The organism is Streptomyces sp. NPDC059169 (genome assembly GCF_042755225.1).
Lineage (GTDB): Bacteria > Actinomycetota > Actinomycetes > Streptomycetales > Streptomycetaceae > Streptomyces.
This window is the reverse complement of sequence record NZ_JBHZCF010000001.1, coordinates 679368-703281: the sequence shown is the minus strand read 5'-3', so window position 1 is coordinate 703281 and position 23914 is coordinate 679368. Positions and strand designations below refer to the sequence as shown.

Here is a 23914-nt window from a genome sequence, read left to right as displayed (position 1 = left end):
CCCGGCCGTCGCCGGACCCTCCCCCTACGCCCCGGCGGGCGTGGAGGGGCCCCCATCAGACCATTGATTGAGACACGACCCTGAGAGGGATTGACGCATAGTGCTCGACGTCAACTTCTTCGACGAGCTGCGGATCGGCCTGGCCACTGCTGACGACATCCGTCAGTGGTCCCACGGCGAGGTCAAGAAGCCCGAGACCATCAACTACCGCACCCTGAAGCCCGAGAAGGACGGACTCTTCTGCGAGAAGATCTTCGGTCCTACCCGGGACTGGGAGTGCTACTGCGGCAAGTACAAGCGCGTCCGCTTCAAGGGCATCATCTGTGAGCGGTGCGGCGTCGAGGTCACCCGTGCCAAGGTGCGCCGCGAGCGGATGGGCCACATCGAGCTTGCCGCCCCCGTGACCCACATCTGGTACTTCAAGGGTGTTCCGTCGCGGCTGGGTTACCTGCTCGACCTCGCCCCGAAGGACCTGGAGAAGGTCATCTACTTCGCTGCGTACATGATCACGTACGTGGACGAGGAGCGCCGCACCCGCGACCTGCCCTCGCTGGAGGCCCACGTCTCCGTCGAGCGCCAGCAGATCGAGAACCGTCGCGACGCCGACCTGGAGGCCCGCGCCAAGAAGCTCGAGACCGACCTGGCCGAGCTCGAGGCCGAGGGTGCCAAGGCAGACGTGCGCCGCAAGGTGCGCGAAGGCGCCGAGCGGGAGATGAAGCAGCTGCGCGACCGTGCCCAGCGCGAGATCGACCGTCTCGACGAGGTGTGGAGCCGCTTCAAGAACCTCAAGGTCCAGGACCTGGAGGGCGACGAGCTGCTCTACCGCGAGCTGCGCGACCGCTTCGGCACGTACTTCGACGGCTCGATGGGCGCCGCGGCGCTGCAGAAGCGCCTGGAGTCCTTCGACCTGGACGAGGAGGCCGAGCGCCTCCGCGAGATCATCCGCACCGGCAAGGGCCAGAAGAAGACCCGTGCGCTCAAGCGCCTCAAGGTCGTCTCCGCCTTCCTGCAGACCAGCAACAGCCCCAGGGGCATGGTGCTGGACTGCGTCCCGGTGATCCCGCCGGACCTGCGTCCGATGGTGCAGCTGGACGGTGGCCGCTTCGCGACCTCCGACCTGAACGACCTGTACCGCCGGGTCATCAACCGGAACAACCGTCTGAAGCGTCTGCTCGACCTCGGTGCCCCCGAGATCATCGTGAACAACGAGAAGCGGATGCTCCAGGAGGCCGTCGACGCGCTGTTCGACAACGGTCGCCGCGGCCGTCCGGTCACCGGTCCCGGTAACCGCCCGCTGAAGTCCCTCAGCGACATGCTGAAGGGCAAGCAGGGTCGCTTCCGGCAGAACCTGCTCGGCAAGCGAGTCGACTACTCGGCGCGTTCCGTGATCGTCGTCGGCCCGCAGCTGAAGCTGCACCAGTGCGGTCTGCCCAAGGCCATGGCGCTGGAGCTCTTCAAGCCGTTCGTGATGAAGCGCCTGGTCGACCTGAACCACGCGCAGAACATCAAGTCGGCCAAGCGCATGGTCGAGCGCGGCCGCACCGTCGTGTATGACGTCCTCGAAGAGGTCATCGCCGAGCACCCGGTGCTGCTGAACCGTGCGCCCACGCTGCACCGCCTCGGCATCCAGGCCTTCGAGCCGCAGCTGGTCGAGGGCAAGGCCATCCAGATCCACCCGCTCGTCTGCACCGCGTTCAACGCGGACTTCGACGGTGACCAGATGGCCGTGCACCTGCCGCTGTCCGCGGAGGCGCAGGCTGAGGCCCGCATCCTGATGCTGTCCTCGAACAACATCCTCAAGCCGGCCGACGGCCGTCCGGTGACCATGCCGACCCAGGACATGGTGCTGGGCCTGTTCTTCCTCACCACGGACGAGGAGGAGCGCGAGGTCCGCGGCGAGGGTCGTTCGTTCAACTCCACCGCCGAGGCGATCATGGCCTTCGACGCCCGGGAGCTCTCGCTCCAGGCGAAGGTCGACATCCGCTTCCCGATCGGTACCGTCCCGCCGCGCGGCTGGACCCCGCCGGTCGCGGAGGAGGGCGACGAGTCCGTCGCGTGGCAGCAGGGCGACAGCTTCCGGCTGAAGACCACCCTGGGCCGGGCGCTCTTCAACGAGCTGCTGCCCGAGGACTACCCGTTCGTCGACTACTCGGTCGGCAAGAAGCAGCTCTCCGAGATCGTCAACGACCTCGCCGAGCGCTACCCGAAGGTCATCGTGGCGGCGACGCTCGACAACCTGAAGGCTGCCGGCTTCTACTGGGCGACCCGCTCCGGTGTCACCGTCGCCATCTCCGACGTCGTCGTGCCCGCGGCGAAGAAGGAGATCGTCGCGTCGTACGAGGCCAAGGACGAGAAGGTCCAGAAGCAGTACGAGCGCGGTCTGATCACCAAGGACGAGCGCACGCAGGAGCTCATCCAGATCTGGACCGAGGCGACCAACAAGGTCGCCGAGGCGATGAACGACAACTTCCCGAAGACCAACCCCATCTTCATGATGGTCAACTCGGGTGCTCGCGGAAACATGATGCAGATGCGTCAGATCGCGGGTATGCGTGGTCTGGTGTCGAACGCCAAGAACGAGACCATTCCGCGTCCGATCAAGGCGTCCTTCCGCGAGGGTCTGTCCGTGCTGGAGTACTTCATCTCCACGCACGGTGCCCGTAAGGGTCTCGCCGACACCGCTCTGCGTACCGCCGACTCGGGTTACCTGACCCGTCGTCTGGTGGACGTCTCGCAGGACGTCATCATCCGCGAGGAGGACTGCACCACCGACCGCGGTCTGAAGCTGCGGATCGCCGAGCGGGGTGCCGACGGCACGCTGCGCAAGGCGGACGACGTCGAGACGTCGGTGTACGCGCGGATGCTCGCCGAGGACGTCGTCGTGGACGGCAAGGTCATCGCGCCTGCTAACGTCGACCTCGGTGACGTGCTCATCGACGCCCTGGTGGCGGCCGGTGTCGAAGAGGTCAAGACCCGCTCGGTCCTGACCTGTGAGTCCGCGGTCGGTACCTGTGCGTACTGCTACGGCCGTTCGCTCGCCACCGGCAAGCTGGTCGACATCGGTGAGGCGGTCGGCATCATCGCCGCCCAGTCGATCGGTGAGCCCGGTACCCAGCTGACGATGCGTACCTTCCACACCGGTGGTGTGGCCGGTGACGACATCACCCAGGGTCTGCCGCGTGTCGTCGAGCTCTTCGAGGCGCGCACGCCGAAGGGTGTCGCCCCGATCTCCGAGGCCGCGGGCCGCGTTCGGATCGAGGAGACCGAGAAGACCAAGAAGATCGTCGTCACCCCGGACGACGGCAGCGACGAGACGGCCTACCCGATCTCGAAGCGCGCCAAGGTCCTGGTGCACGAGGGCGACCACGTCGAGGTGGGCCAGAAGCTCACCTTCGGTGCGACCAACCCGCACGACGTGCTGCGCATCCTCGGCCAGCGGGCCGTCCAGGTCCACCTGGTCGGCGAGGTCCAGAAGGTCTACAACTCGCAGGGCGTGTCGATCCACGACAAGCACATCGAGATCATCATCCGGCAGATGCTGCGCCGGGTGACGATCATCGAGTCCGGCGACGCGGAGTTGCTGCCGGGCGAGCTCGTCGAGCGCTCGAAGTTCGAGACCGAGAACCGTCGTGTGGTCACCGAGGGCGGTCACCCCGCCTCCGGCCGCCCGCAGCTGATGGGTATCACCAAGGCCTCGCTCGCCACCGAGTCGTGGCTGTCGGCGGCGTCCTTCCAGGAGACGACCAGGGTTCTGACCGACGCGGCGATCAACGCCAAGTCGGACTCCCTGATCGGCCTCAAGGAGAACGTCATCATCGGTAAGCTCATCCCGGCCGGTACGGGTCTGTCCCGCTACCGCAACATCCGGGTCGAGCCGACCGAGGAGGCCAAGGCCGCGATGTACTCGGCCGTGGGCTACGACGACATCGACTACTCGCCGTTCGGCACCGGCTCCGGCCAGGCCGTTCCGCTGGAGGACTACGACTACGGTCCGTACAACCAGTAAGGCGACAGCGTAGGGAGGGCGGCTACCCCGTGGGGGTGGCCGCCCTCCGGCGTCTTCCCGTGCGGCCGGGGAGCGGCGCGCCCCTACGCCGCGGAGCCTCGTCCCGGCTCTGAGTTCCCGTGAAGTCCCGTCTAGAAGGTGGAGACGTCCCAGGTCACGTTGAGCTCGCTGAGGCCGTGGTCGGAGATGAGCATCGAGCGCTGGAGCCGCCGTAGGGCAGGGGACGGCTCAAGTCCCAGTTCGCTCACCAAGGTGGCCCGCATGCGCTGGTAGACCTCCAGGGCTTCGGAGCGTCGGCCGGAGCGGTAGAGCGCGAGCATCAGGTGGGCGCACAGCCCTTCGTGGGTCGGATGGGCGGCGATGATGCTCCGCAGTTCGCTCAGGAGTTCGTGATGGCGGCCCAGCCGCAGATCGGACTCGATTCTGCGGTCCAGGACGTTGAGGCGGGCCTCTTCGATGCGCTCGACCTCCATCCGGAGGTGGGGGCCGACCTGGACGTCCGCGAGGGTGCGCCCGCGGCAGAGGCCGAGGGCTCTGGCGAAGTTCTCCGATGCGGCCTGGAAGTCGCCCTGTTCTCTGGCCCGGTGGCCTGCTGCCGCCAGGAGTTCGAAGTTGTCGAGGACCACGTGGTCGTCCGCTGCCTTGAGCAGATAGCCCCCTGGCATGGTCACCAGGACGTCCTTCGCCTCGGGCACCGAGCCGTCAGGACGCCTTTTCGAGCCTGCGGCGATCTTCTTGCGCAGGTGCAGGATGTAGCTCTGCATCGCGGTCCTGGCGCTGGGCGGTTTCTCGGCGATCCACAACTCGTCCATGAGGGACGACAAAGCGACGAAACGATTTGCCCGTACGGCGAGCAGAGCCAGCACGGTGCGGGGCTTGGAAGCGGTCGGAACGATCGAAGCTGATTCCTGCGAGACCGACAGCGGCCCCAGTACATCGACCTCCATGGAATTCCCCCGTTGCGGCGCACGAGCGGATGCCGCCCAAGGCGGTGTGCATCGCGCTCCCCAGTCTGGACATCACGCTCCCCGGGAATCAGAGAGATGGAACGGGTGCCGGATGCCGAACGGCGTTGTGGGCACGGGAGATCCTCGTGCCGCACAACGCCGTTCCGGCGGCTACGCCTCCAGATCAGCGACCCTGAGGACGAGCTGCTGCGCCACCTCGATGTGGCCCGCCTCGGAATCCTCAGCCGCCGCGGTCACCGCCAGGGCGGCGAATCGCAGCATGCCGACGAGCGCTCCTGGTGGATCGGGGATCTGCCGGAGGCAGTCCTTCAGTGACTCCTCGTCGTTCGCGAGGAAATGCGCGACCGCGGCGCCCGCCAGTTGCGTGGCGCGGACATTGCGCTCGCTTCGGCTCTCAGCGCTCATGTCACTCCATTGCCTTGCTGCGGAGAGGATCAGTCAACGATCTTTATGCCCATCGACCTGGCCGTGCCCCCGACGATCTTCTCGGCCTGCTCGACGGATTCCGCATTGAGGTCGGGCATCTTGATGGAGGCGATCTCGCGCAGTTGCGCCTTGGTCACCGTCCCGGCCGTCTCCGCGTGCGGGCGCGCGCTGCCCTTCTGCACGCCTGCCGCCTGGAGTAGCAGGCTCGCCGTGGCCGGGGTCTTGACGGCGACCTCGAAGGAGCGGTCTTCGTAGATCGTGATGTCCGCCGAGACGAGGAGGCCGCGGTGCGCCGCGGAGCCTTCGTTGAACTCCTTCATGACGCCGACGATGTTCACGCCGTAGGAGCCGAGGACCTGTCCGACCTTGGCGACGTTCGCGTTACCTCCTTCCTGGCTGATTCGCACCACGCCGGCGACTTTGCTCTTCTTCTTTTTTACCTGCTCCGACACGGGCAACTATCCCCCCAACTGCGAAAAGATTTCGCCTTCTGGTTCATGATTGCAGCCGCCGAGAGTACCCCAAGTGAATTGATCTTGTATTCATGTGTAGGGATAAGTGGCCACCTGCTCGTGACATGAAATGGATGGTGGAATTCCACATCCATGGGAAGTGTGCTCGGGTCGGCCCGGAGCGAATCCCGCAGCTAGGAGCGGGTTCATTAGGCCACCGGAAAAGATCCTTTTGGGGAATCCTGGTGCGGCCGTCGCCGGAACGCGCACTCCCGTGCGATGTCCGTGCTCTCGCACCGTATGCGGGCATGTGGGTTTTCTGGCTCAAAAGCGTTGGGCGTCGGCGAGTGTGGAAAGGACCGCCAGTGCATCCGTGCGGAAAATGGCCTCACACGCGCGACTGACCGAATAGCACAGGAAGTACCGCTCCGCCAGGCTGATTCCAGCACTATGCAGACAGGCGTAAAGGAGGCTGGTCAGCAGCCGGGTCGAGAGGAAAGAGGGTTCCCGGTCGAGGAAGTCGCGCAGTCCGTCCGAGGCGCTGACGATCCTGTGGAACGTGCTCCCGTCCAATGCATGAACGTCCGTCTCCGCAGGCTCCTCGGTCAGCACCAGGTCCGTGCCCGTCGCGAAGAGACCGGTCGCCACCGGCTTCGCCGCACGGACTGCCTCGTACCAGTCCCGTGCGGGCCGGGAGACCAGCGGCCCGCGCCCCTCGCACTGGGCCAGCACCGCGGCGACGGTCCGTTCCAGATCCGGTGCGACGCGCGCGTACTGGGCGTCCAGCGCCTTCCGGGCCCCCTCCGGGTCCCGGCTGCTCGCCACGAACGCCTCCGCGTGCGAGCGGTAGCTGAGGAAACCGAGCGGAACGCCCTCCCTGCCCTCCTCGTAGTCCTGCGCGGTCGGCGCCCCGGCGGCCGTCGCTCCGCGCAGATGCGCGGCCATGAGGTGGGCCGCGGAGGCCAGGAGGGCGGGCCGGCCCCGCTCGCCGGCCGTCACCAGTGACAGCACCGCGGGGGACGCTTCGGCCAGGAAGTCGCGGGTGACGGGTGCCAGGGCCCTGCCCCCGAAGGCCGAGCCGGCCAGCGGGACCAGCCGCGCCGGCCCCGTGGTGACCTCCACCCCGTCCAGGTGCGCGGCCAGCCGCGTCGCGCGCTCGGTGCACTCCGTTCCCCACACGCTGCGGGGCGGTTCCTGCGCGATCTGCACCGAGAGCAGCGGCTGGGCAGGACCCGTCCCGCGGAGGAAGAACGCATGCGGCGGTGCGGCACCGGACGGTGGCCCGGCGAGCAGCGGCCGGACGACCGAGCGCAGCAGGTCGGGCAGCGCCTTCGGCGGCGCGGACAGCGCGACCTCCAACCACTCCCGGCCGGAGCGGGCGACTGCGGTGCCGGTGGCCGTGTTCCGATCGTCGTCCGGCGCGGTGCCGGTGGCCGTCATACGAGCTCCGGCTGGGACATGGCCATCTCGAAGGCCAGCTCGATCAGGGTGAGTCCTGCCTTGTCGCGGGGCAGCCGGATGCCGTGCTCGTCCTCGACCAGCCCGCGTCCGCGCAGGAAGTCCGCGAGCGGCGCGATGGCGGGTCGGGCCAGGACGTCGGTCAGGTCCGTGCCCGTGCGGTAGGCCCAGTCCTTCCTCGGCACGCCGTCGAACATGGCGAGCCCGGCCTGCAGCAGGGAGACCAGCACCCTGTCCTGGCCCGCGGGGACGTCGATGTCGAAGCCGAGCGGGTCCGCGACGTAGGCGTGCAACAGGCCCTTCATGTGGGACTGGAACTGCTGGTTGACCAGGGAGATGGCGCCGGAGCCGAGTCCGACGGTGTCCGCCCGCAGTTGGAAGTACATGGCTGCGAACGGGGACACCTTCCCGAAGTAGCCGTTGGCGTACTCGGCCAGACCGGAGTCGTGGATGGCCCGCCGGGCCCGCGTGAACAGAACCTGCTGCCGGCGGAGGTAGTTCCGGCGTTCGGTGTCCGCCATCTTGCGGCGCATGAAGGTGCCGGGTGTGGGTCGGAACGAGTACAGGGACATGTGGTTGACGGGTAGTTGCAGCGCCTGGTCCACGGTCCTGGCGAGTTCGTCGGCCTGCTGGTCGGGAAAGCCCGACATGAGGTCGATGGACACGTCCTCGAATCCGGCCGCACGAGCGGCGTGGACGATTCGGATCGCCTGCGCCGCAGTGTGGCGACGGCCGAGACGCCGCAGCCGTGCGTCGTCGAAGGACTGCACTCCGCTGGAGACGCGGTTGAAGCCCAGGCCGCGGAAGAAGGTCAGCTTCTCCTCGTCCACCGTGTCCGGGCTGCACTCGATGGTGGCCTCCGCCACGCCGCTCAGGTCGAAGGAGGAGCGCAGCGCGTCCATGACGGCGGTGGCCTCGCGCTCGTCGAGGCTGCTGGCCGTGCCGCCGCCCCAGTAGACGACGTACGGCACGTCACCGGCCGCCCGGTGCGCCGCCCCGCGCATCTCTATTTCCCGGCAGAGTGCCGCGATGTAGTTCTGGCGGACCGAATCCTCCGGTTTGCGGAGGAGATCCTTCGTGGGAATGGCTTGGACCCAGTCGCAGAACGTGCACTTCGAATGGCAGAAGGGGATGTGCACGTAGAGCATCAGCATGTTCCGCTCCGGAGAGCTGGAGGGGAGTTCCGTCAGTGCATTGTCCAGGAGGTGCGTCTCCGGGCTGGGCATCGGATTCCTTTCACATGCCGACTCGTCGATGCGCGTTTTCCACGTCGTTCACGAGCCGGTGCCCCGGGGGCGCTGCGCCCCGGGGCACCGGCGGGCACTCAGGGGTGCCGCTGGCCCGACCTGGCGGTACGTCAGGAGGAGCAGGAGCAGCAGCACTCACAGGTGGTGCAGGAGGCCGACATGACCTTGGCCACGACCTCGCTGTCCTCGAGGCGGCTGTCGTCCAGGAACTCGGAGATCTCAAGGGCGTCGACGTCCAGCTCGGACAGGCGCTCAGCGTCCACTGGAGGCTCCTTTCACGGTCCGCAGGAATTTATGTGCACATTCCTTTGTGCACGACCAGGAGGCTATGTGGGGTGTCTTGGGGGCGTCAATGATATTCTGTCGAATTTTCCGGTGTTGTCTCGCCGACGAGATACTTCGATGTCGCTAAAGGGTCACTCAAGCTCTGCTGTTCCCGTGATGCAGGCCGGCGAAGCGGTCGTTAATTCGCGCAGGTGGTACGAGGAACAGAAAGGCGATCCTTCCGTTTTCCCATTCCTTGTTCCCGCTTCTTTTCGTCGGATATAAATCCAGCGTCTCTTCTCGAGCGAGCTGCAGGGGGATCTTCAGATGACGCAGAACGCAGGGGCCGTCGCGGGCGACTACGTGCTCCCCGACATGGACGAGGTGCGCCGCGAAGCGGCCAAGGTCGACACCCGCGCGGTCCTCGCCCTCCCCGAGGGGCAGGAGCCGGCCTGGTCCCGGGAGGCGGTCGCCCTCGCTCTCTGGGGAGACCGCTCGATCGGAACCGACGAGCTCAAGGCCGCGGCCGAGGCGCGGTGCGCCGCCCGCCGCCCGAGGCTGCACACCTTCGTGCCCCTCTACACCACGAACTACTGCGACTCCGAGTGCAAGATGTGCTCGATGCGGGCCGGGAACCTCCGCCTCGACAGGAAGTTCTCCGGTCGCGAGGAGATCACCGGGCAACTGGAGATCCTCTACCACCACGAGGGTGTCCGCGGCGTCGGCTTCCTCACCGGCGAGTACGAGGACAAGCACACCCGCCTCGCCTCGGCCTTCCGCATCGGCTGGGCCATCCGCACCGCCCTCGACATGGGCTACGAGCGGGTCTACTTCAACATCGGCAGCATGGAGCCGGACGAGATCGACGTCCTCGGCGAGTGGGTCGGCCGCGAGGAACCGGTCACGATGTGCGTCTTCCAGGAGAGCTACGACCGGGAGACCTACCGTCGCTTCATGGGCAAGACCTCGGCCGACGTGCCGAAGGCGAACTTCGACCGGCGCGTCGTCTCGTTCGACCGCTGGTTGGACGCCGGCTACCGCTACGTGAACCCGGGTGTGCTGGTGGGGCTGCACGACGACCTCCCCGCTGAGATCGTCAGTCTCGTCGCACACGGTGCGCACCTGCGCTCCCGCGGGGCCGTCGTCGACCTGTCCGTGCCGCGCATGCGCCCCGCCATGAAGTCCCGGGACACCACCCGCGTCAACGACGACGACTACCTGCGGATGATGTCCGCCGTCGCCTTCGCCTGCCCCGAGCAGCGACTCGTCCTCACCACCCGCGAACCGCAGGACTTCCAGGACGTCGCACTCGGCCTGGCCGGGGTGATCTCGCCGGGCAGCCCGGACGTCGCCCCCTACCGTGCCGACTGCCAGGCCCGCAACGACGAGTCCTCCTCGCAGTTCCTGGTCGCCGACCTGCGCAGGCCCCGTCACATCCTGAGCCGCATCGAGGCCAACGGGACCCCCGTCGAGCACTTCGTCGACCCGGCTGCGGGCAAGTCGGCAGAAGCCGTGCCGCCCTCGGCCGGCGAGACGTCCACGGCGGTCTGACCCGATGCCCGAGGACGACACGCCCGCCCCGCCCGGCTGCGCCCCCGCGGTCTACCTGGTCCACGGCCTGCTGGGGACCGGCTACGCGCACTTCGGCCACCAGATCCGCGCCTGGCGCGGCCGCTGCCGGGTGTTCCCCGTGGACCTGCCCGGCCACGGGCGCTGCCCGGTGGACGCACAGGAGGACTACTTCGACGGGGCACTGCGCCACCTCGTCGCCGTCATGGAGCGGTTCGGCCCGGGACGGCTGGTCGGCGCGTCGTACCTCGGTGGGCCGATCGCCCACCGTTGCGCGGCCGAGCGGCCCGACCTGGTGTCCTCCCTGGTGCTGACGGGCTTCGCGCCCGACGCCGACCGGGACGCGTTCCTGGGCCTCATCGCCGGCTTCGACCGGCTGGCGGCCGAGCAGCCGGCCCTCGCCGCGGAGTACGAGCGCCTGCACACCGCGCGCTGGAAGCAGACGCTGGCAGCCGTCACCGGGCACGTGGAACGGGACTTCGAGCGCACCGTGCTGGTGCGCTCGGCGGACCTGGTCGCGCTGCGGCCCCCGGTGCTCGTCCTCAACGGCTCGCTGAAGTCGGCCGAACGGGCCGCGGTGGACCGTGTCGACGGCCTGGGAGGGCGGGTCCGCGGCCGGGTGATCGACGGCGCCGGCCACCTGGTCGGCCATGACCGACCGGAAGCGTTCAACAGGGCCGTCGAGGCCTTCTGGCAGACGAGCGAGGAGGACGGCGAGTGACCGCACCGCAACCACGGGACCTACGGCGACCACCCGGGGCGGGCGTTCCAGGCGAGCCCGACGACCTGCGCGCACGGCTCTGCGCGCTGCTCCAGGAGGACGACCCGGAACGGACCCTCGACTCTCTCGAACAGGTCGTCGTCGCCGCCTGGTTCACCAAGCGCACCTCCGACGGCGAGGTGCCCGCTCTCCCCGACGCCCCCAGGACCGTCGAAGGGTGGGTGACATGGGCCGCCCGGCGTTCCTCCGCTTCCTGACCGGCCGGCGGGACACCGCCCGGGGTGCTGCGCAGCCCGGAGTCCACTGGGGTCGGGACTTCGCGACCTGGGACGACCTGCTGGCCCGCGGACGTGGGCGTGCGGAGTCGGTGTGCCCCCGACGCACGTACGCCGTCGACCCGGGAGCCGGACCCGAGGCGCTGGCCTCGCTGTTCGCGGTGGCCACGGTGCCCGGCACCGCGCTCCTCTGGGCGGATCCCGGTGCCCTTGGAGTGGACCACCGGGAGCTCGCACCCGCCTTGTACGAGGTGATGTCCGGTGGACCGGCACTGTCACCCGAGGACCAGCGGCCGGTGGGCGGCGTCTGCACCTCGGGCAGCTCCGGCCGGCCGAAGGTGGCCCTCGGTCACGCGGACGAGTGGGAGCTCATCGCCCTGCACTGCGAGGCGGCGATGTACCAGGACGCGCTGCCCGGGGGGCCGCCCGAGGCGCTGGCGACCTGCCTGCCGCTGGGCTTCTCGGCCGCCTTCTTCATGTCGGTCCTGCCGGCTCTCTTCTTCCGGCGGGACCTGCTGGTGTACGCGCCGCAGGACTGGGGCCCGCTCCACGAACTCGCCCGCAGGCGGCGGGTCGTGGCCCTCGGCGTGCCCGCCCTGGCCGCCGCCGCGTGTCTGGCCGAGGACGCCGCCACGGACATGGGTTCCGTCGCCCTGCTGCTCGGCGGCGGACACCTCAGCGCCCCGCGCGTCGCACTGATCCGCGAACGCTTCACCGGTGTCGCGGTCAGCAACCTCTACGGCACCGCGGAGACCGGAGCGATCGCCCTCGACCACGACCCCGGTCACAACCGGCACGTCGGGCGGCCCGTCCCCGGCAAGTCCGTGTGGATCGCGGACGCCGACGAGTCGGGCACCGGGGTGCTCGCCGTCGCCGGGCCGGGGTGCGGCCACCACCTGTGGCGGCCGGGCTCCGATCCGGTCGCCACCTCGGCGGGGTACGTGACCGGCACCGACTACGCACGCTTCGACGCCGACGGGAACCTGTGCCTCGAAGGCCGGGTCGACGGCGGCGAGAAGCTGTCCGGCGTCCTCGTCTACCCCCGGGAGATCGAGCGCCACGTCCTCGCCCTCGACGGGGTCAGCGACGTGCGCGTCACCGTCGAACGCGCCGCGTCCGGACTGGAGTTCCTGGCCGCCCGGGTGATCGGCGACGTCGACGAAAACACGGTGCGGGAGCACTGCGCCTCCCTTCCCGAGCGGCACCGCCCCAGCCGGATCACCTGCGACTCGGAACGGCAGGCCGCCTCCGCCTACAGCTCGCACGGAAAGCTCTGACATGGCATCGGACACGCCAGGCACGGCATCGCGCACGCCCGACACGGCTCCACGTACGGCGCCCGGCGGCACCGCCGGCCGGACGCAGACCGGCACCGGCCCCGAGGGCGCCGGTGACGACGGTACGGCGCCCGGCGCCGGCCCGGTCCACCCGGAACTCGACCGCACCTTCCGCGTCCGCGCCGACGCCTTCTACGTCCGTCAGCAGGACGGAGTCTGGCTCGGCAACGACACGGGATCCTTCTCGGTCCGTGGCGAGGGCGCGTACCAACTCGTCAGCTCCCTGTTCGCAGGGCTCGACGGCGAACACACCCTCCACGACCTGTACGGCAACGTCCCCGAAAAGGCCCGCCGCTCCGTGCTGAGCCTCGTCGACGCCCTGCTGCGCAACGGCTTCATCAAGGAGGTCTCCCACCCGGCGGAACCCGTCCCCGGCTGGATGCGCGACCGTTACGCCACCCACCTCGCCTTCCTGGAGCACCACGCCGACCGGCCCGTCACCCGGCTCCAGCGCGTCCGTACCCGGCGGGTGCTGTGCGCGGGACGCGGCACGGCCCTGCGCGCGCTGCTCGATGCGCTGCGCGACTTCGGCATCGCCCAGGTCGACGTCGTCGCGGACGGCGATCCCGATCTGGCGCCGGTCCTCGGGGACACCGCCGCGCAGGACCCCGGGGCGCGTTGGCGCCTCCACGGCGATCTCGGCCCCGGCGGGCCGGCCGCCCTCGCCGAGCACTCCGCGGTGGGCGGTGCCGACGTGGTCCTGCTGGCATACGACACCGCATGCGCCGACGAGTTGGCCGAAGCGCAGCACGCGCTGTGGGCCCGTGGCCACACGGTCGGGGTCCTGGCCCGCTGCGGCGGCTTCGTCGCCGCCCTCGCACCCGGGCAGCGCACCCCGTGGTGCTGGGAGTGCGTGCACCGGTCGGTGGCGGCCGCGGCCGTCGGGGGTGCCGAAGGGCTCGGGCCCGCGGTCGCCCCCGCGGCCGTCGGCGCCCTGCGGCTGGCCGAGCACGCCTTCGTCCGACTGGCCGACGTCGAACGCTACGACCGCAAGCCCCTGACGACCGTGGAACCGCTCACCCCCGTGGTGCGCAACCACGTGGTCGCCCAGCACCCGCTGTGCCCACGGCACACGCCGGCACCGCACGGTGCAGCGCTGTTGCCCGACTCGGCGTCGGTGCCGGAGGACGCCGTACGGCCGGACGTCCCCGCGCCGGAGGATCCGCCGTCCCGGGTGGAGGTCTCCGACCGCATCGTCGCGGCGAGCGCGCGGCTCACCGATCCGGTCACCGGCCCGCTGCTCTCCCTCGGTGAGGAGGACCTGGGGCAGCTGCCGCTGTCGGCCAGCGCCTGCCGTGTCGCCGACCCGGAGGGGGACGCCTCGGCCCCCCGTGACCTCCGTCTCGTCTGCCGTGCCTTCTCCCCGCGCGAGGCACGCAACCAGGCCGTGCTGTTCGCCGTCGAGTGGATGGCCGCCCGGGTCGCCCTGCGGACCGGGGACCCGGCGGCGGCCGAGCTCGCCGGATACCGGTTCGGCGCCGGCTGGTCACCGGCCGAGGCGCATGGCCGCGCCCGGTTGAACGCGGCGCTCGACGTCCCACCCGGCCCCCTCGACTGGAAGCCGGCCGCCGCCGCGCCCCCGTCCGCTCTCCCGGAGGGTGGTTCGCCGCCGCCCGGATCCCCGGCCGACGGCACACCCGGGGTCCTCCGCCCCGAGGAGGACCCACTGATCGGCTTCCTCGCCGGAGCGCTGGCCACCGAAGGGGTGCCCTGGCGCGAGACGTCCGTCGAGAGCCTGGCCGGCGGCATCGTCCGGGCCCACGTGCGCACCGCCGACGGCGCGGTCGCGACCGGTGCGGGTCACGACGCGGACCGTGCGGTCGGACACGCGCTCGCCCGGGCGCTGGCGCGGTGCGCCACGGGCGGGAACGCCGAGCCGGGCACCCGCTCGGCGGTCGCCTTCCTCGCGCCCGCCGCGGCCGCGTGGACCGAGGCACTGAAGGCGATCGAGCCGTCGGAGGGGGCGCGGGACGTCAGCGCACTGCTCCCCTTCCTCGGTGGTGCGGACGCCCCTTCCGACGGTGCGTGCATCAGCGTCGTCGCCGTTCCGGGACCGGGGGTGACCGGATGAATCCGGCCGCCGCCCGGTCCCCCCGAGGGCCCGCCGCACCCGCCGCACCCGACGTCGTCGGACGGGGGGCCCTCGCCGACCACCTGAGCCGGCACCCCGTCCTGCGGTCCGCCCATCGAACGGCCGGACGGGACGCGAGGCCCCCCGGCTCCGCGGCGGCCGTCCCACCGACGGTGTTGGTCGCCGAACTCGACTGCCTCGGTGACTTCCAGGACACGGTCGTGGACTGCCTCGTGACGGGCCGCCCGCTGCTCTTCGTCGGGACCTGGCGGTCCCTGGTCTACGTCGGTCCGGTGTGGGTCCCGGGCACCCCAGGCTGCCCGCACTGCGTGGTCACCAGGACGGCGAACTCCCCGTTCGGCCCCGGACTGGAGGGCGACGACTCCGCGGAACCGCCGCGCGCTTGGTCCCCCGGGCCCGAGGCCCGGGCGTGGGGGCCGGGCGTGCTGCGGCTGGTCGAGCACCACGTGCACGCCTGCCTCGCCGGACCGCTCGGCACGGACACCGGTGTCGTGGTGGTGGACGCTGCCACCGGCACCGTCGAGCAGCAGACGCTGCTGCCCGACTCGTCCTGCCCGAACTGCGGCGTCCTGCGGGGGGACACGGCGCCGGTGCTCACCCCGCCCGGAGTGCCGCTCACCAAGGTCGGGTCGACCGTCCTGCGCACCCGCAGCCTGGATCAGGAGGTCGTGCGCCGTGACTACCTCTACTCCGGCCTCGGGCTCTTCAAGGAACTCCGGCAAGACCTGCAGAGCCCGTTCGGAGCGTGCTCGGTGGAGTTGCCGGCGCGCTGGGGGCGCCGCGAGCCCGCCATCGGGCGAGCCGCGGACTACCGGACGAGCCGCACCATCGCCGTCCTGGAAGGACTGGAGCGTTACGCCGGCCTGCACCGCGGTGGTGCCGCGCCGCCCGTGCGGGCCCGGTACGCGGACGTCGCCGACCGCGCCCTGTACCCGCCGGCCCTGGGCACCCACCCGGAGGAGAGCTACCGGAGCCAGGGGTTTCGGTACTCCCCGTTCGATCCGGACACGGAGGTGGACTGGGTCTGGGCGTACTCCTTCCGCCGCGACGATCGGGTGCTCGTGCCCGAGCGGGCCGCCTTCTGGGGGCCCCGCCACGACGACGAGGTCGCGTTCTTCTACGACACCTCCAACGGCTGCGCGCTCGGGAACTCGGTCGAGGAGGCGGTGCTGCACGGGCTGCGCGAACTCGCCGAGCGGGACGCATTCCTGCTGACCTGGTACCGCAGGCTGGCGCTCCCCGAGGTCGAGTTGGCCGGCGCCGACCCGGCTCTCGATCACCTCCTCGCCAAGGCCCGCCTGTTCACCGGCTTCGCCTTCCGGAGCTTCAACGCCACGATGGAGTACGGCATCCCCGCCCTGGTCCTCACGGCGGAGAACCGGTCCGGCGTGGGGCCCCGACTGTTCGCGGGCTGCGGGGCTCACCCCGATCCCGTGCAGGCGGTGGCGGGCGGACTGCACGAACTGGTCGGCACCGTCCTCGCCACCAGGGACGCCTACGAGCGCCGCCGCCCGGAAGGGCTGCGGATGTTGGAGGACCCGTTCCTGATCCGACGGATGGAGGACCACTCCACCGTGGGCGCCCTGCCCGAGGCACGCAGCCGGTTCGCGTTCCTGCTCGACGCGAACGCGGCCAAGGCCACGGGCGACGCAGGCGGAGGCGGAAGCGACGGCACCGACGCAGGCAGCGGCACGGATCCGGTCCGGGTGCCGCTCGCCCGGATCCCGACGACGCTCCGCTCCGACGAGCCCGATCTGCGGGCCGACCTCTACACCGCCGTGTCCGGGATCCTCGACCGCGACCTCGACGTGCTGGTCGTCGACCAGACCATGCCGGAGCTCCACCGCAACGGGCTCAGTTGCGTGCGCGTCCTGGTCCCCGGGCTGGTCCCGATGACCTTCGGCCACCGCAACCGCCGCACCGAAGGGCTGCCACGGCTGACCGAGGGGATCGGGGTGCCCTACCCCAGCCGACTCCCGTCCGGGGTCGAGATCGGCTCCGTCCCACACCCGTTCCCGTGACGCGGGGGACGGCCCGTCCGCGAGGCGCGGACAGACGACACGCTCCGGAAGGGAGAGGACATCCAGCCATGGCCAAGCCGCGCCTGCCTGCACCCGGATCCGCGGCCGCGGGACCGACGGACCCCACGACCGACGAGGTGTACGCCTACACCTCCCGCCTCCGGCTCGACCCGCGCCGGGCCAATCCGGACGGCTGGCGGGTGGACTGGCACGACGGGCCCTGGCCGGTGAAGGTCTACACCGGTGGGCAGCGGCTCCGGCTGCGGCCCGGCGACGCCGATCCGCTCGGCGCAGCCCTGCACCGCGTCCTGTACGGCTGCTTCGCGATCAGCCGGGTGCGGTCCGACCCGGCGGGCGGCGTGCACGCCTCCCCGACGGATCCCCGGCCGCACCACGGCCCCGAAGTCCTGCTGCGCCGACCCGTACCGTCCGGCGGAGCGATGTACCCGACGGAGGTGTACACCGTCCTCACCGGTACGGACCAGGTCTGCCACTACGACCCCTATCGGCACGAACTCGTCCGGCTGGCCGGCGGCGCGGCAGCCCGGGCCATGCGTGACGCGCTGGGCCCGCCCGCCGGCGAGCCGCCCGCCCCAGCGCTGCTCGTGCTCACCAGCCGCTACTGGAAGAACTTCTACAAGTACGGCGACTTCTCCGCCCGGCTGGGCTCCGTCGACGCCGGCGTCGCCCTCGGACGAGCGCTCCGGCTGGCCGGGGCCGAGGCCGGCCCTGCCCGGGTCCTGTCGGCGTTCGACGACGCCGCACTGGGCGCCGCCCTCGGCCTGGACGGGGCGGAGGAGGGGGCGTACGCGGTCGTGACCCTCGGCGACCCTGCCGTGCCGTCCGGCTTCGGGCCGACCGTTGCGGATGCCGCCCCGGCGGTCCTGGAGCGGTCCCGGACGGTCAAACGCTCGGCTGAGTTCGACGCCCTGCAGCGGGCCGTCCGTACCCGCCCCCGGGGCCCGCGCCCAGCGTCCGAGGGCGGCCACGCCGGGGACGCGGCGGTGCACCCGGCCGGGGACCCTGCCGAGGCGTTCGCCCTCCCGCCGCCGCGCGCCGTCGATCTGCTCGCTCCCGCGGTGCTCGCCCGGCGTGCCTCGCGCGGTCGGTTGTTCAACGGGGCGGAGGCGGCGGCCGGAAGCCTCGCCACCGTGCTGCACCACGGCACCGGTGCGCTGCGGCGGCTCGCCCGCGCGTGCCCCGACGGCCTCGGTGCGCGGGCGGTCGGGACGGAGCTCTACTGCGCGGTGCACCGCGTCCGCGGCGTCCCGGCCGGCTGGTACCGCTTCCTGCCGGACGCCTGCGCCCTCCTCCCGGTGGGCGCAGGACCCGACGAGGGCTGCGCACGGCAGGTCCACGAGGCACTGTTCGCCGCCTCCTTCAACGCCGAACTCGCGGCGTTCACCGTCCACGTGGTCACCGCGCTGGACTGGCGGCGGGCGGGCGGGCCGCGGGCGTACCGCGAAGAGCAACTCGCGGTCGGGGCGGCGGTGGAGGGACTGACCCTCGGTGCTTCGGCCGAAGCCCTCAGCGGCCACGCCGTACTGGGCTTCGACGTCGCGCGGGTGGACCGGGCGTACGGACTCGATGACAGCGGAAGCGGGACGCAGGCGCAGGTCTGCGTGGGCGCACTGCGCGCCGACCCGAACTGGGAGATTGCGGTGATGCCACGGTGACGACCGACCGAGAGACGGCACGGACGGCAGGCACGGCTCCGGCGGCAGGCGCGGAGCAGACGGCACGGGCGGCCCAGCGGGGAGACGGGGCACGGACAGCGCCGAAGGGCGCAGCGGCCGGCGAAGACCGGGGACGCGGCGACGCCCCGCACCGGACATCACCGCCGCCGTCGTCGTCGGGCGCCGGCTTCAGCCCCTACTACCTGTTCCGCCGAGGAACCCTCGACCTGTCCGCCCTCCGGGGACTCGTACCGGACCGGACCTGGACACTGCTGGACCGGGCCGAGCTGGCCAGGGTCCGCCGCGAAGCGCTGCGCGAACGCCTGGAGGACGCCCTGCACGACGCCGTGCCCGTGCTGCCCGCGGACCGGCGGCACGACATCCTGCGTCTGCGCCGCGCCGTCCACAACGACCGGGTCCCGGGTGTCCCCGACGCCGCACGGCTCCTCGACGGGGCCTCTCGGGAACTGCTGGAGTGCTGGCTGCGGCACCGGGCCGAGGGTTCCCGGTGGATGAAGGAGGCGGAGGCCGCGCTCCAGACCGAACTGGACGCGGGGCGCCGGACCCTGGCGGCCGTCGCCCGGCACGAGGACTTCCAGCGCGGGCTGCAGCTCTCCGACGAGCGCACCTGGCGGACCGTGCTGGACTACGCTGCCGATCCGTTCTCCGCGCGGCGCAAGCCCAGCAGGCGGCGCCGTGCCGAGAACACCCTGACCAGCTTCGCCTACCGGGTCGTCCTCAAGCCGTCCCCGTTCGCCTCGTTCACCGAGATCGGCGCCCGCCCCTGGGCCCCGGACCACCCGTACGCCGCCGACGACGCGGGCGGGGGGAGCGGAGTCGGCGACGGAGGTCCGGCCGGAGCCAGGACCGTGCCCCGGGGCCGACCCGTGCAAGCACGGCTCAGCGCCGGACTGCTCTCGTGGATGGCGTACGAACTGCATCGGTTGGACGGGGCCGACCGCCTGATGCGGATCCGACTCAACAACTCGCTCTCCGTCCGGGACGGCCGGGCCCTCTGGATCCGGCGGGCACCCGACGGAGCCGAGGAAGCGGCCTTCGGCGCCTCCCGGGTGGTCACCGCCCGCGACACCGCCCTGCTGCGGCTGCTGCGTCGGGTGCTCGCCGACGGCGACGTCCCCGAACGCGACGTGCGGGAACGGCTCGTGGCGGCCGGCCTCGCCCCGGACTCGGCGGCCCGCGCCCTGGAGCAACTGGTGCAGTCGGGCCTGTGCCACCGCGGTCTCGGGCTGCCGGACCAGCACCCGCGTCCGGCCCAGGCCATCGCCCACCGCCTGCGGGCCCTCGGTACCGAACAGGCCGGCAGGTGCGCCGTGGTGTTCGAACGGCTGCAAGCCATGGAGGACCGGTTCCCCGCCGCCGACGCACGGCGCCGCGCCGGGCTGCTGTCCGCGGTCCGCGAGCAGGTCGAGGCGTTCGTCGCGCTCTGCGGCTGCCGTGCCCCGGCGCCCGAGGCCATGCGCTCGGTGATCTACGAGGACGTGGGTACCCGTGAGCCGGCCAGGAGCTGGCAGCCGCGGCTGCTGGAGGACAACCGGTGGGCACTGGAACTCCTGCAGCGGATCGTCCCCGTCCTCGACGACGCAACGATCGAGAAGGCCGGGCTGTACGCCTTCTTCGTCCGCCGCTTCGGGGCCGGGGCCCGGCCGGTGCCGTTCACCGACTTCTACCGCGCCTTCGCCGAGCTCACCCCGGACGGTGCGAGTGCCGTGGCGAGCGGCGTCGGCGACCCGCACTCCGACGGCATCCGCCGCCTGCGGGAGGAGTTCGCCGAGCTGCTGCGCTGCGAGCTGCGCGCCGGTGGTCGCGACGAACTCCGCCTGGACCCGGACCGGTTGCGCGCATTCGCCGACCGGCTCCCGCAGTCGCTGGCGCCCTGGCGGTCCGCCGCCTACCGGGTGCAGTTCACCACGGACCGGGACCGCCGGCTCGCCGTCGTCAACGGGATCACCACCGGGCATGGCGTGTTCTTCTCCCGCTTCTGCGAGCTGCTGGAACCGGACCGGCCGGACGCATGGAGCCTCACCGAGGCGCTGCGCGGCCACATCGCCACCACCACGCCCCGGCAGTGCGACATCACCGCCGTCCTGGGCCTCAACTTCAACCTGCACCCCCGGCTCAGTCCGTACGAGCTGGTGTACCCGGGGTCGGTGGCCCGTACCGCCCTGGGCGACATGGTCGACCCCGTGACCGGGGACCCCCTGGCGGGCACCGGCGGTACCACCCTCGGCCTTGCCGACCTGGCGGTCGTGCCGGATCCGGCACGACGGACCCTGACGCTGGTCACCGCCCGGGACGGGCAGCCGCTGGACCTCGTCCCCCTCAACTTCCTCTATCCCGCGGCGGCGCCCGGCCTCTACCGACTGCTCTGCTCCTTCGCTCCCACGCGCACCTACCGCGGCGGGCTGTGGGACCAGTTGGACCGGGCCGACGCCGCCCGGGGCCGGGCCCTGGGCCGCAGCGGCGCGCCGGTCTCCGCGCGGACCCGGCCCCGGGCGGTGGTCGGCGACGTGGTGCTCGACCGCCGGTCCTGGCGGACACCGGTGGCGACCGTGCCGTGCCGCGAAGGGCTGGAACGGCAGGAGACCGCAGCCCTGGCCGAGTTCGACCGCTGGCGCATCCGTCAGGGCATCCCCCGCCACACCTTCTTCCGGGTGGCAGCCGCCCCGGCGGCCCCACCCGGCGGGCGCGACCTGCTCGCGGAGACCCGGGAGTGGGCGCTCCAGGCGCGCACCGCCCGGCTGCACAAGCCGCACCACCTCGACGCCCGAAATCCGTTCCTGCTCCAGGTGCTCGCCAGACAGCTGGCCGAAGCGGGGGACGGCGGTGCCGTCACCTTCCACGAGTGCCTGCCGCACACCGACGACTACGACCGGGCGGACGGACGGGGGGACCTGGCCACGAGCGCCGAGGAGTTCTTCGTCGAGCTCACCCTCGGCATCCCGGCGGCCGCACGCCGACTCACCGAGGGGGACGACGATGCACACCGCTGAGCAGCCCGGGTCCGGGAGTACGGACACCGCTCCCGGCGGTACGGGCCCCGAGTGGTACGGCCTGCACGTCCACCGCTACACCGGCCAGGACGACTTCCTGGTGGACGCCGTGGCCCCGGCCCTCACCCCGCTGTACCGCCAGGGGGAACTGGACCGGGCGTTCTTCCTCCGCTATTGGCAGGGCGGCCACCACATCCGACTGAGGCTGCGGCTCACCGCGGCCGACCCGCAGCGCCGCGAACGCACGTTCGACGACGTGGTCGACCGGATCGCCGCCCAGTTGGAGGCGTCCCCCGGGGGGTACGGCTTCGACCCCGACGCGTTCCGCGAGGCCCAGACCACGATGGCGGCGCTGGAGTCGGAGGCGCCCGACGAACTCCGGCCGCCCGACTCCCTCCACCGTGTCCCGTACGCGCCCGAGTACGACAAGTACGGCGGTACGGAGGGCGTGGCGATCGCGGAGCGCTTCTTCGACCGCAGCAGCGCGGTGGCGCTGGCGGCCCTGCGTAGCATCGGCGGGTCCTCCGCCAAGCGGCTCGGCGCCGCGTTCTCCATGATGCTCCGCGGGCTGTCCGCCGCCCGGCTCTCCCCGGCGGAGACGGCCGCCTTCTTCGCCCACTACTGCGTGGTCTGGTCGCCGTACGTCTTCGACCAGTTCCTCGACACCTGGCCCGACCTGTTGGAGCAGCGGCAGGGAGCGGCGGCCCGCCACGCCGAACGTCTGCTCGCCGGCGGGCGGCCCGCGGACGACCCCTTCGCCGTGGCGGTCGGGGAGGCGTGGGCGGGGCTGACCGCCGCCTCCGCCACGGTGCTCCCGGCCGTGACGTTGGGGGGAGCGCGCGCCCCGGCGGAGCGCCGGAAGCAGATCGTGCTCCTCAGCTACCTCCACACCCACAACAACCGGCTGGGACTGATTCCCGAGCAGGAGGCGTTCCTCGGCTGCCTCGGTCACCACGTTGTCAGCGCGTGCGCCGGACTGGTCCCGGCCGCGGACCTCCTCGACCGGGTGCGCGACCACCGTCGGGAGCGGCTCGCCGCCGGTCCCGGTGTGCCGTCGGGCCGCTACTGAACACATCCGGGCCGGTCCGGAACCGGCACTGCCCCGCACCCACGTGCCGCCACGAACGAACCGCCCACCAGGCACCGACAGGAGAACAGCCGTGGACATCGCCGACCGCACCTACCCGTTCACCCGTCACGTCCCGTTCGAGATGCCCGAGGAGTTCGCCTGGATCCGGGAGAACCGGCCCATCGCCCCCGTACGCCTGGAGAGCGGTGACCCGGCCTGGCTGATCACGCGCTACGAGGACGTACGGGCGGCACTCACCGACCAGCGGTTCAGCCGCACCATCAACCGCGAGGGGGCCGCCCGCGTCGACACCGGCTTCCAGGCAGACGCGTCCAGCCCGGTCTTCAACTTCGGCGGCTCGATATCCGAGCCTCCCGGTCACACCCGCTGGCGGCGCATCGTCAACCAGGCCTTTACCGCCCGGCAGGCCGAGTCGATGAGGGGAGCCATCGCCGCCCACACCGATGACCTGCTCGACGAACTCGCCCAGCAGGCGGGCCACTTCGACCTCATGGCGGACTACGCCTACAAGCTGCCCATCCGGGTGGTCTGCGACCTGTTGGGGTTGGAGTCCGAGTCACGCCCGGAGTTCACCGCGCTCGCCGCCCGGCTCACCCGCAGGGACATGCAGTCGTCCTTCATCGAATTCGGCCAGACGCTGCAGTCCATCGGCCGCTACGCGATCGGGCTCATCGTCCGCAAGCGGAAGCACCTCGGAGACGACCTGCTGAGCACCCTGATCGGCCTGCGGGACGAGGACGACGGACGACTCAACAACGAGGAACTCGTCTCCACCGTGATCCTCCTGCTGATGGCCGGCTACGAGAGCACTGCGGTCCAGCTGGGCAACGCCTTCTACGCGCTCTTCCGCCACCCCGAACAGATGCGGCGGCTGCGCGCCGAGCCCGCGCTGATCGGAGGGGCCGTCGAGGAGATCCTGCGCTACGCCCAGATGGGCACCGGCTATGCCATCGCCAAGTTCACCACCGAGGACGTCGAGCTGTCCGGGACCAAGATCCCGGCCGGCTCCACCGTCTTCGTCTCCCTCGCCTCGGCCAACCGGGACGAGGAGGTCTTCGGTGACGACGCCGCCGTGTTCGACATCGCGCGCGGCTGTGCGCACCGGCAGACGGCCTTCGGCCACGGCCCCCACTTCTGCCTCGGTGCCGCACTGGCCAGGGTGGAGATGCAGGAGGGCGTCTCGCGGATGCTCGCGCGCTTCCCGGCCCTCCGGTTCGCCGAGCCCGACCTCGACGCCGTGCCCCTCGCCAGCAATCTGTTCACCTTCTACCCGGCCGTCCTTCCGGTACAGGTCTGAGGAG

Annotated in this window: 17 protein-coding genes; 11 read left to right on the top strand and 6 right to left on the bottom strand. The window is 71.3% G+C overall.

Going from position 1 to position 23914, the window contains the following annotated elements:
• Positions 1-100 precede the first annotated feature (100 nt).
• Entirely contained in the window at positions 101-4006 is a 3906-nt protein-coding gene (locus ACFXOM_RS03135; RefSeq protein WP_384935228.1) for a DNA-directed RNA polymerase subunit beta', read from the top strand.
• Positions 4007-4137: 131 nt separating this feature from the next.
• Here ACFXOM_RS03135 and ACFXOM_RS03130 read toward each other — a convergent pair whose 3' ends face one another.
• The 6 genes from ACFXOM_RS03130 to ACFXOM_RS03105 form a co-directional block, all read right to left on the bottom strand.
• Positions 4138-4953, bottom strand: coding sequence for a BTAD domain-containing putative transcriptional regulator (locus ACFXOM_RS03130; protein ID WP_385036809.1), 816 nt, complete (start codon positions 4951-4953; stop codon positions 4138-4140).
• 171 nt (positions 4954-5124) lie between these two features.
• A complete protein-coding gene (locus tag ACFXOM_RS03125) occupies positions 5125-5379 on the bottom strand; it encodes a hypothetical protein (RefSeq protein ID WP_384946095.1) in 255 nt (84 codons plus the stop codon).
• Between the two features lie 29 nt (positions 5380-5408).
• Positions 5409-5852 (bottom strand): 50S ribosomal protein L11, encoded by a 444-nt coding sequence (gene rplK / locus ACFXOM_RS03120; RefSeq protein ID WP_384935237.1) that lies wholly within the window; start codon positions 5850-5852, stop codon positions 5409-5411.
• 324 nt (positions 5853-6176) lie between these two features.
• A complete protein-coding gene (locus ACFXOM_RS03115) occupies positions 6177-7292 on the bottom strand; it encodes a lantibiotic dehydratase C-terminal domain-containing protein (RefSeq protein WP_384935239.1) in 1116 nt (371 codons plus the stop codon).
• Positions 7289-8536 carry a coproporphyrinogen-III oxidase family protein gene (locus tag ACFXOM_RS03110; RefSeq protein ID WP_384935241.1) on the bottom strand — a complete coding sequence of 416 codons (1248 nt, stop codon included), beginning with the start codon at positions 8534-8536 and terminating at the stop codon, positions 7289-7291. The genes ACFXOM_RS03115 and ACFXOM_RS03110 overlap by 4 nt, the downstream gene beginning before the upstream one ends.
• A 131-nt stretch (positions 8537-8667) precedes the next feature.
• A complete protein-coding gene (locus ACFXOM_RS03105) occupies positions 8668-8820 on the bottom strand; it encodes a thiocillin/thiostrepton family thiazolyl peptide (RefSeq protein WP_384935244.1) in 153 nt (50 codons plus the stop codon).
• Between the two features lie 328 nt (positions 8821-9148).
• On the opposite strand from ACFXOM_RS03105, the gene nocL reads away from it, so the two are divergent.
• The 10 genes from nocL to ACFXOM_RS03055 all read left to right on the top strand — a co-directional run bounded on the left by nocL (position 9149) and on the right by ACFXOM_RS03055 (position 23910).
• A complete protein-coding gene (gene nocL, locus ACFXOM_RS03100; protein ID WP_384935247.1) occupies positions 9149-10372 on the top strand; it encodes a 3-methyl-2-indolic acid synthase in 1224 nt (407 codons plus the stop codon).
• Positions 10373-10376: 4 nt separating this feature from the next.
• The gene (locus ACFXOM_RS03095) at positions 10377-11111 is read left to right on the top strand and encodes an alpha/beta fold hydrolase (RefSeq protein ID WP_384935249.1); all 735 of its coding nucleotides are present in this window, start codon (positions 10377-10379) and stop codon (positions 11109-11111) included.
• The gene (locus ACFXOM_RS03090) at positions 11108-11368 is read left to right on the top strand and encodes a hypothetical protein (RefSeq protein ID WP_384935252.1); all 261 of its coding nucleotides are present in this window, start codon (positions 11108-11110) and stop codon (positions 11366-11368) included. Before ACFXOM_RS03095 ends, ACFXOM_RS03090 begins: the two co-directional genes overlap by 4 nt.
• Positions 11338-12663 (top strand): AMP-binding protein, encoded by a 1326-nt coding sequence (locus tag ACFXOM_RS03085; protein ID WP_385036807.1) that lies wholly within the window; start codon positions 11338-11340, stop codon positions 12661-12663. Before ACFXOM_RS03090 ends, ACFXOM_RS03085 begins: the two co-directional genes overlap by 31 nt.
• A 1-nt stretch (position 12664) precedes the next feature.
• Positions 12665-14794 (top strand): hypothetical protein, encoded by a 2130-nt coding sequence (locus ACFXOM_RS03080; protein ID WP_384935257.1) that lies wholly within the window; start codon positions 12665-12667, stop codon positions 14792-14794.
• Positions 14791-16836 carry a TOMM precursor leader peptide-binding protein gene (locus ACFXOM_RS03075; RefSeq protein WP_384935259.1) on the top strand — a complete coding sequence of 682 codons (2046 nt, stop codon included), beginning with the start codon at positions 14791-14793 and terminating at the stop codon, positions 16834-16836. Before ACFXOM_RS03080 ends, ACFXOM_RS03075 begins: the two co-directional genes overlap by 4 nt.
• A gap of 68 nt (positions 16837-16904) precedes the next feature.
• The gene (locus ACFXOM_RS03070) at positions 16905-18512 is read left to right on the top strand and encodes a nitroreductase family protein (protein ID WP_384946093.1); all 1608 of its coding nucleotides are present in this window, start codon (positions 16905-16907) and stop codon (positions 18510-18512) included.
• A complete protein-coding gene (locus ACFXOM_RS03065; protein WP_385036805.1) occupies positions 18509-21523 on the top strand; it encodes a hypothetical protein in 3015 nt (1004 codons plus the stop codon). Before ACFXOM_RS03070 ends, ACFXOM_RS03065 begins: the two co-directional genes overlap by 4 nt.
• On the top strand, positions 21510-22592 hold the full coding sequence (locus ACFXOM_RS03060; RefSeq protein WP_385036803.1) for a lantibiotic dehydratase C-terminal domain-containing protein: 1083 nt from the start codon (positions 21510-21512) through the stop codon (positions 22590-22592). The genes ACFXOM_RS03065 and ACFXOM_RS03060 overlap by 14 nt, the downstream gene beginning before the upstream one ends.
• A gap of 91 nt (positions 22593-22683) precedes the next feature.
• Positions 22684-23910 (top strand): cytochrome P450, encoded by a 1227-nt coding sequence (locus ACFXOM_RS03055; RefSeq protein ID WP_385036801.1) that lies wholly within the window; start codon positions 22684-22686, stop codon positions 23908-23910.
• Positions 23911-23914: the final 4 nt, after the last annotated feature.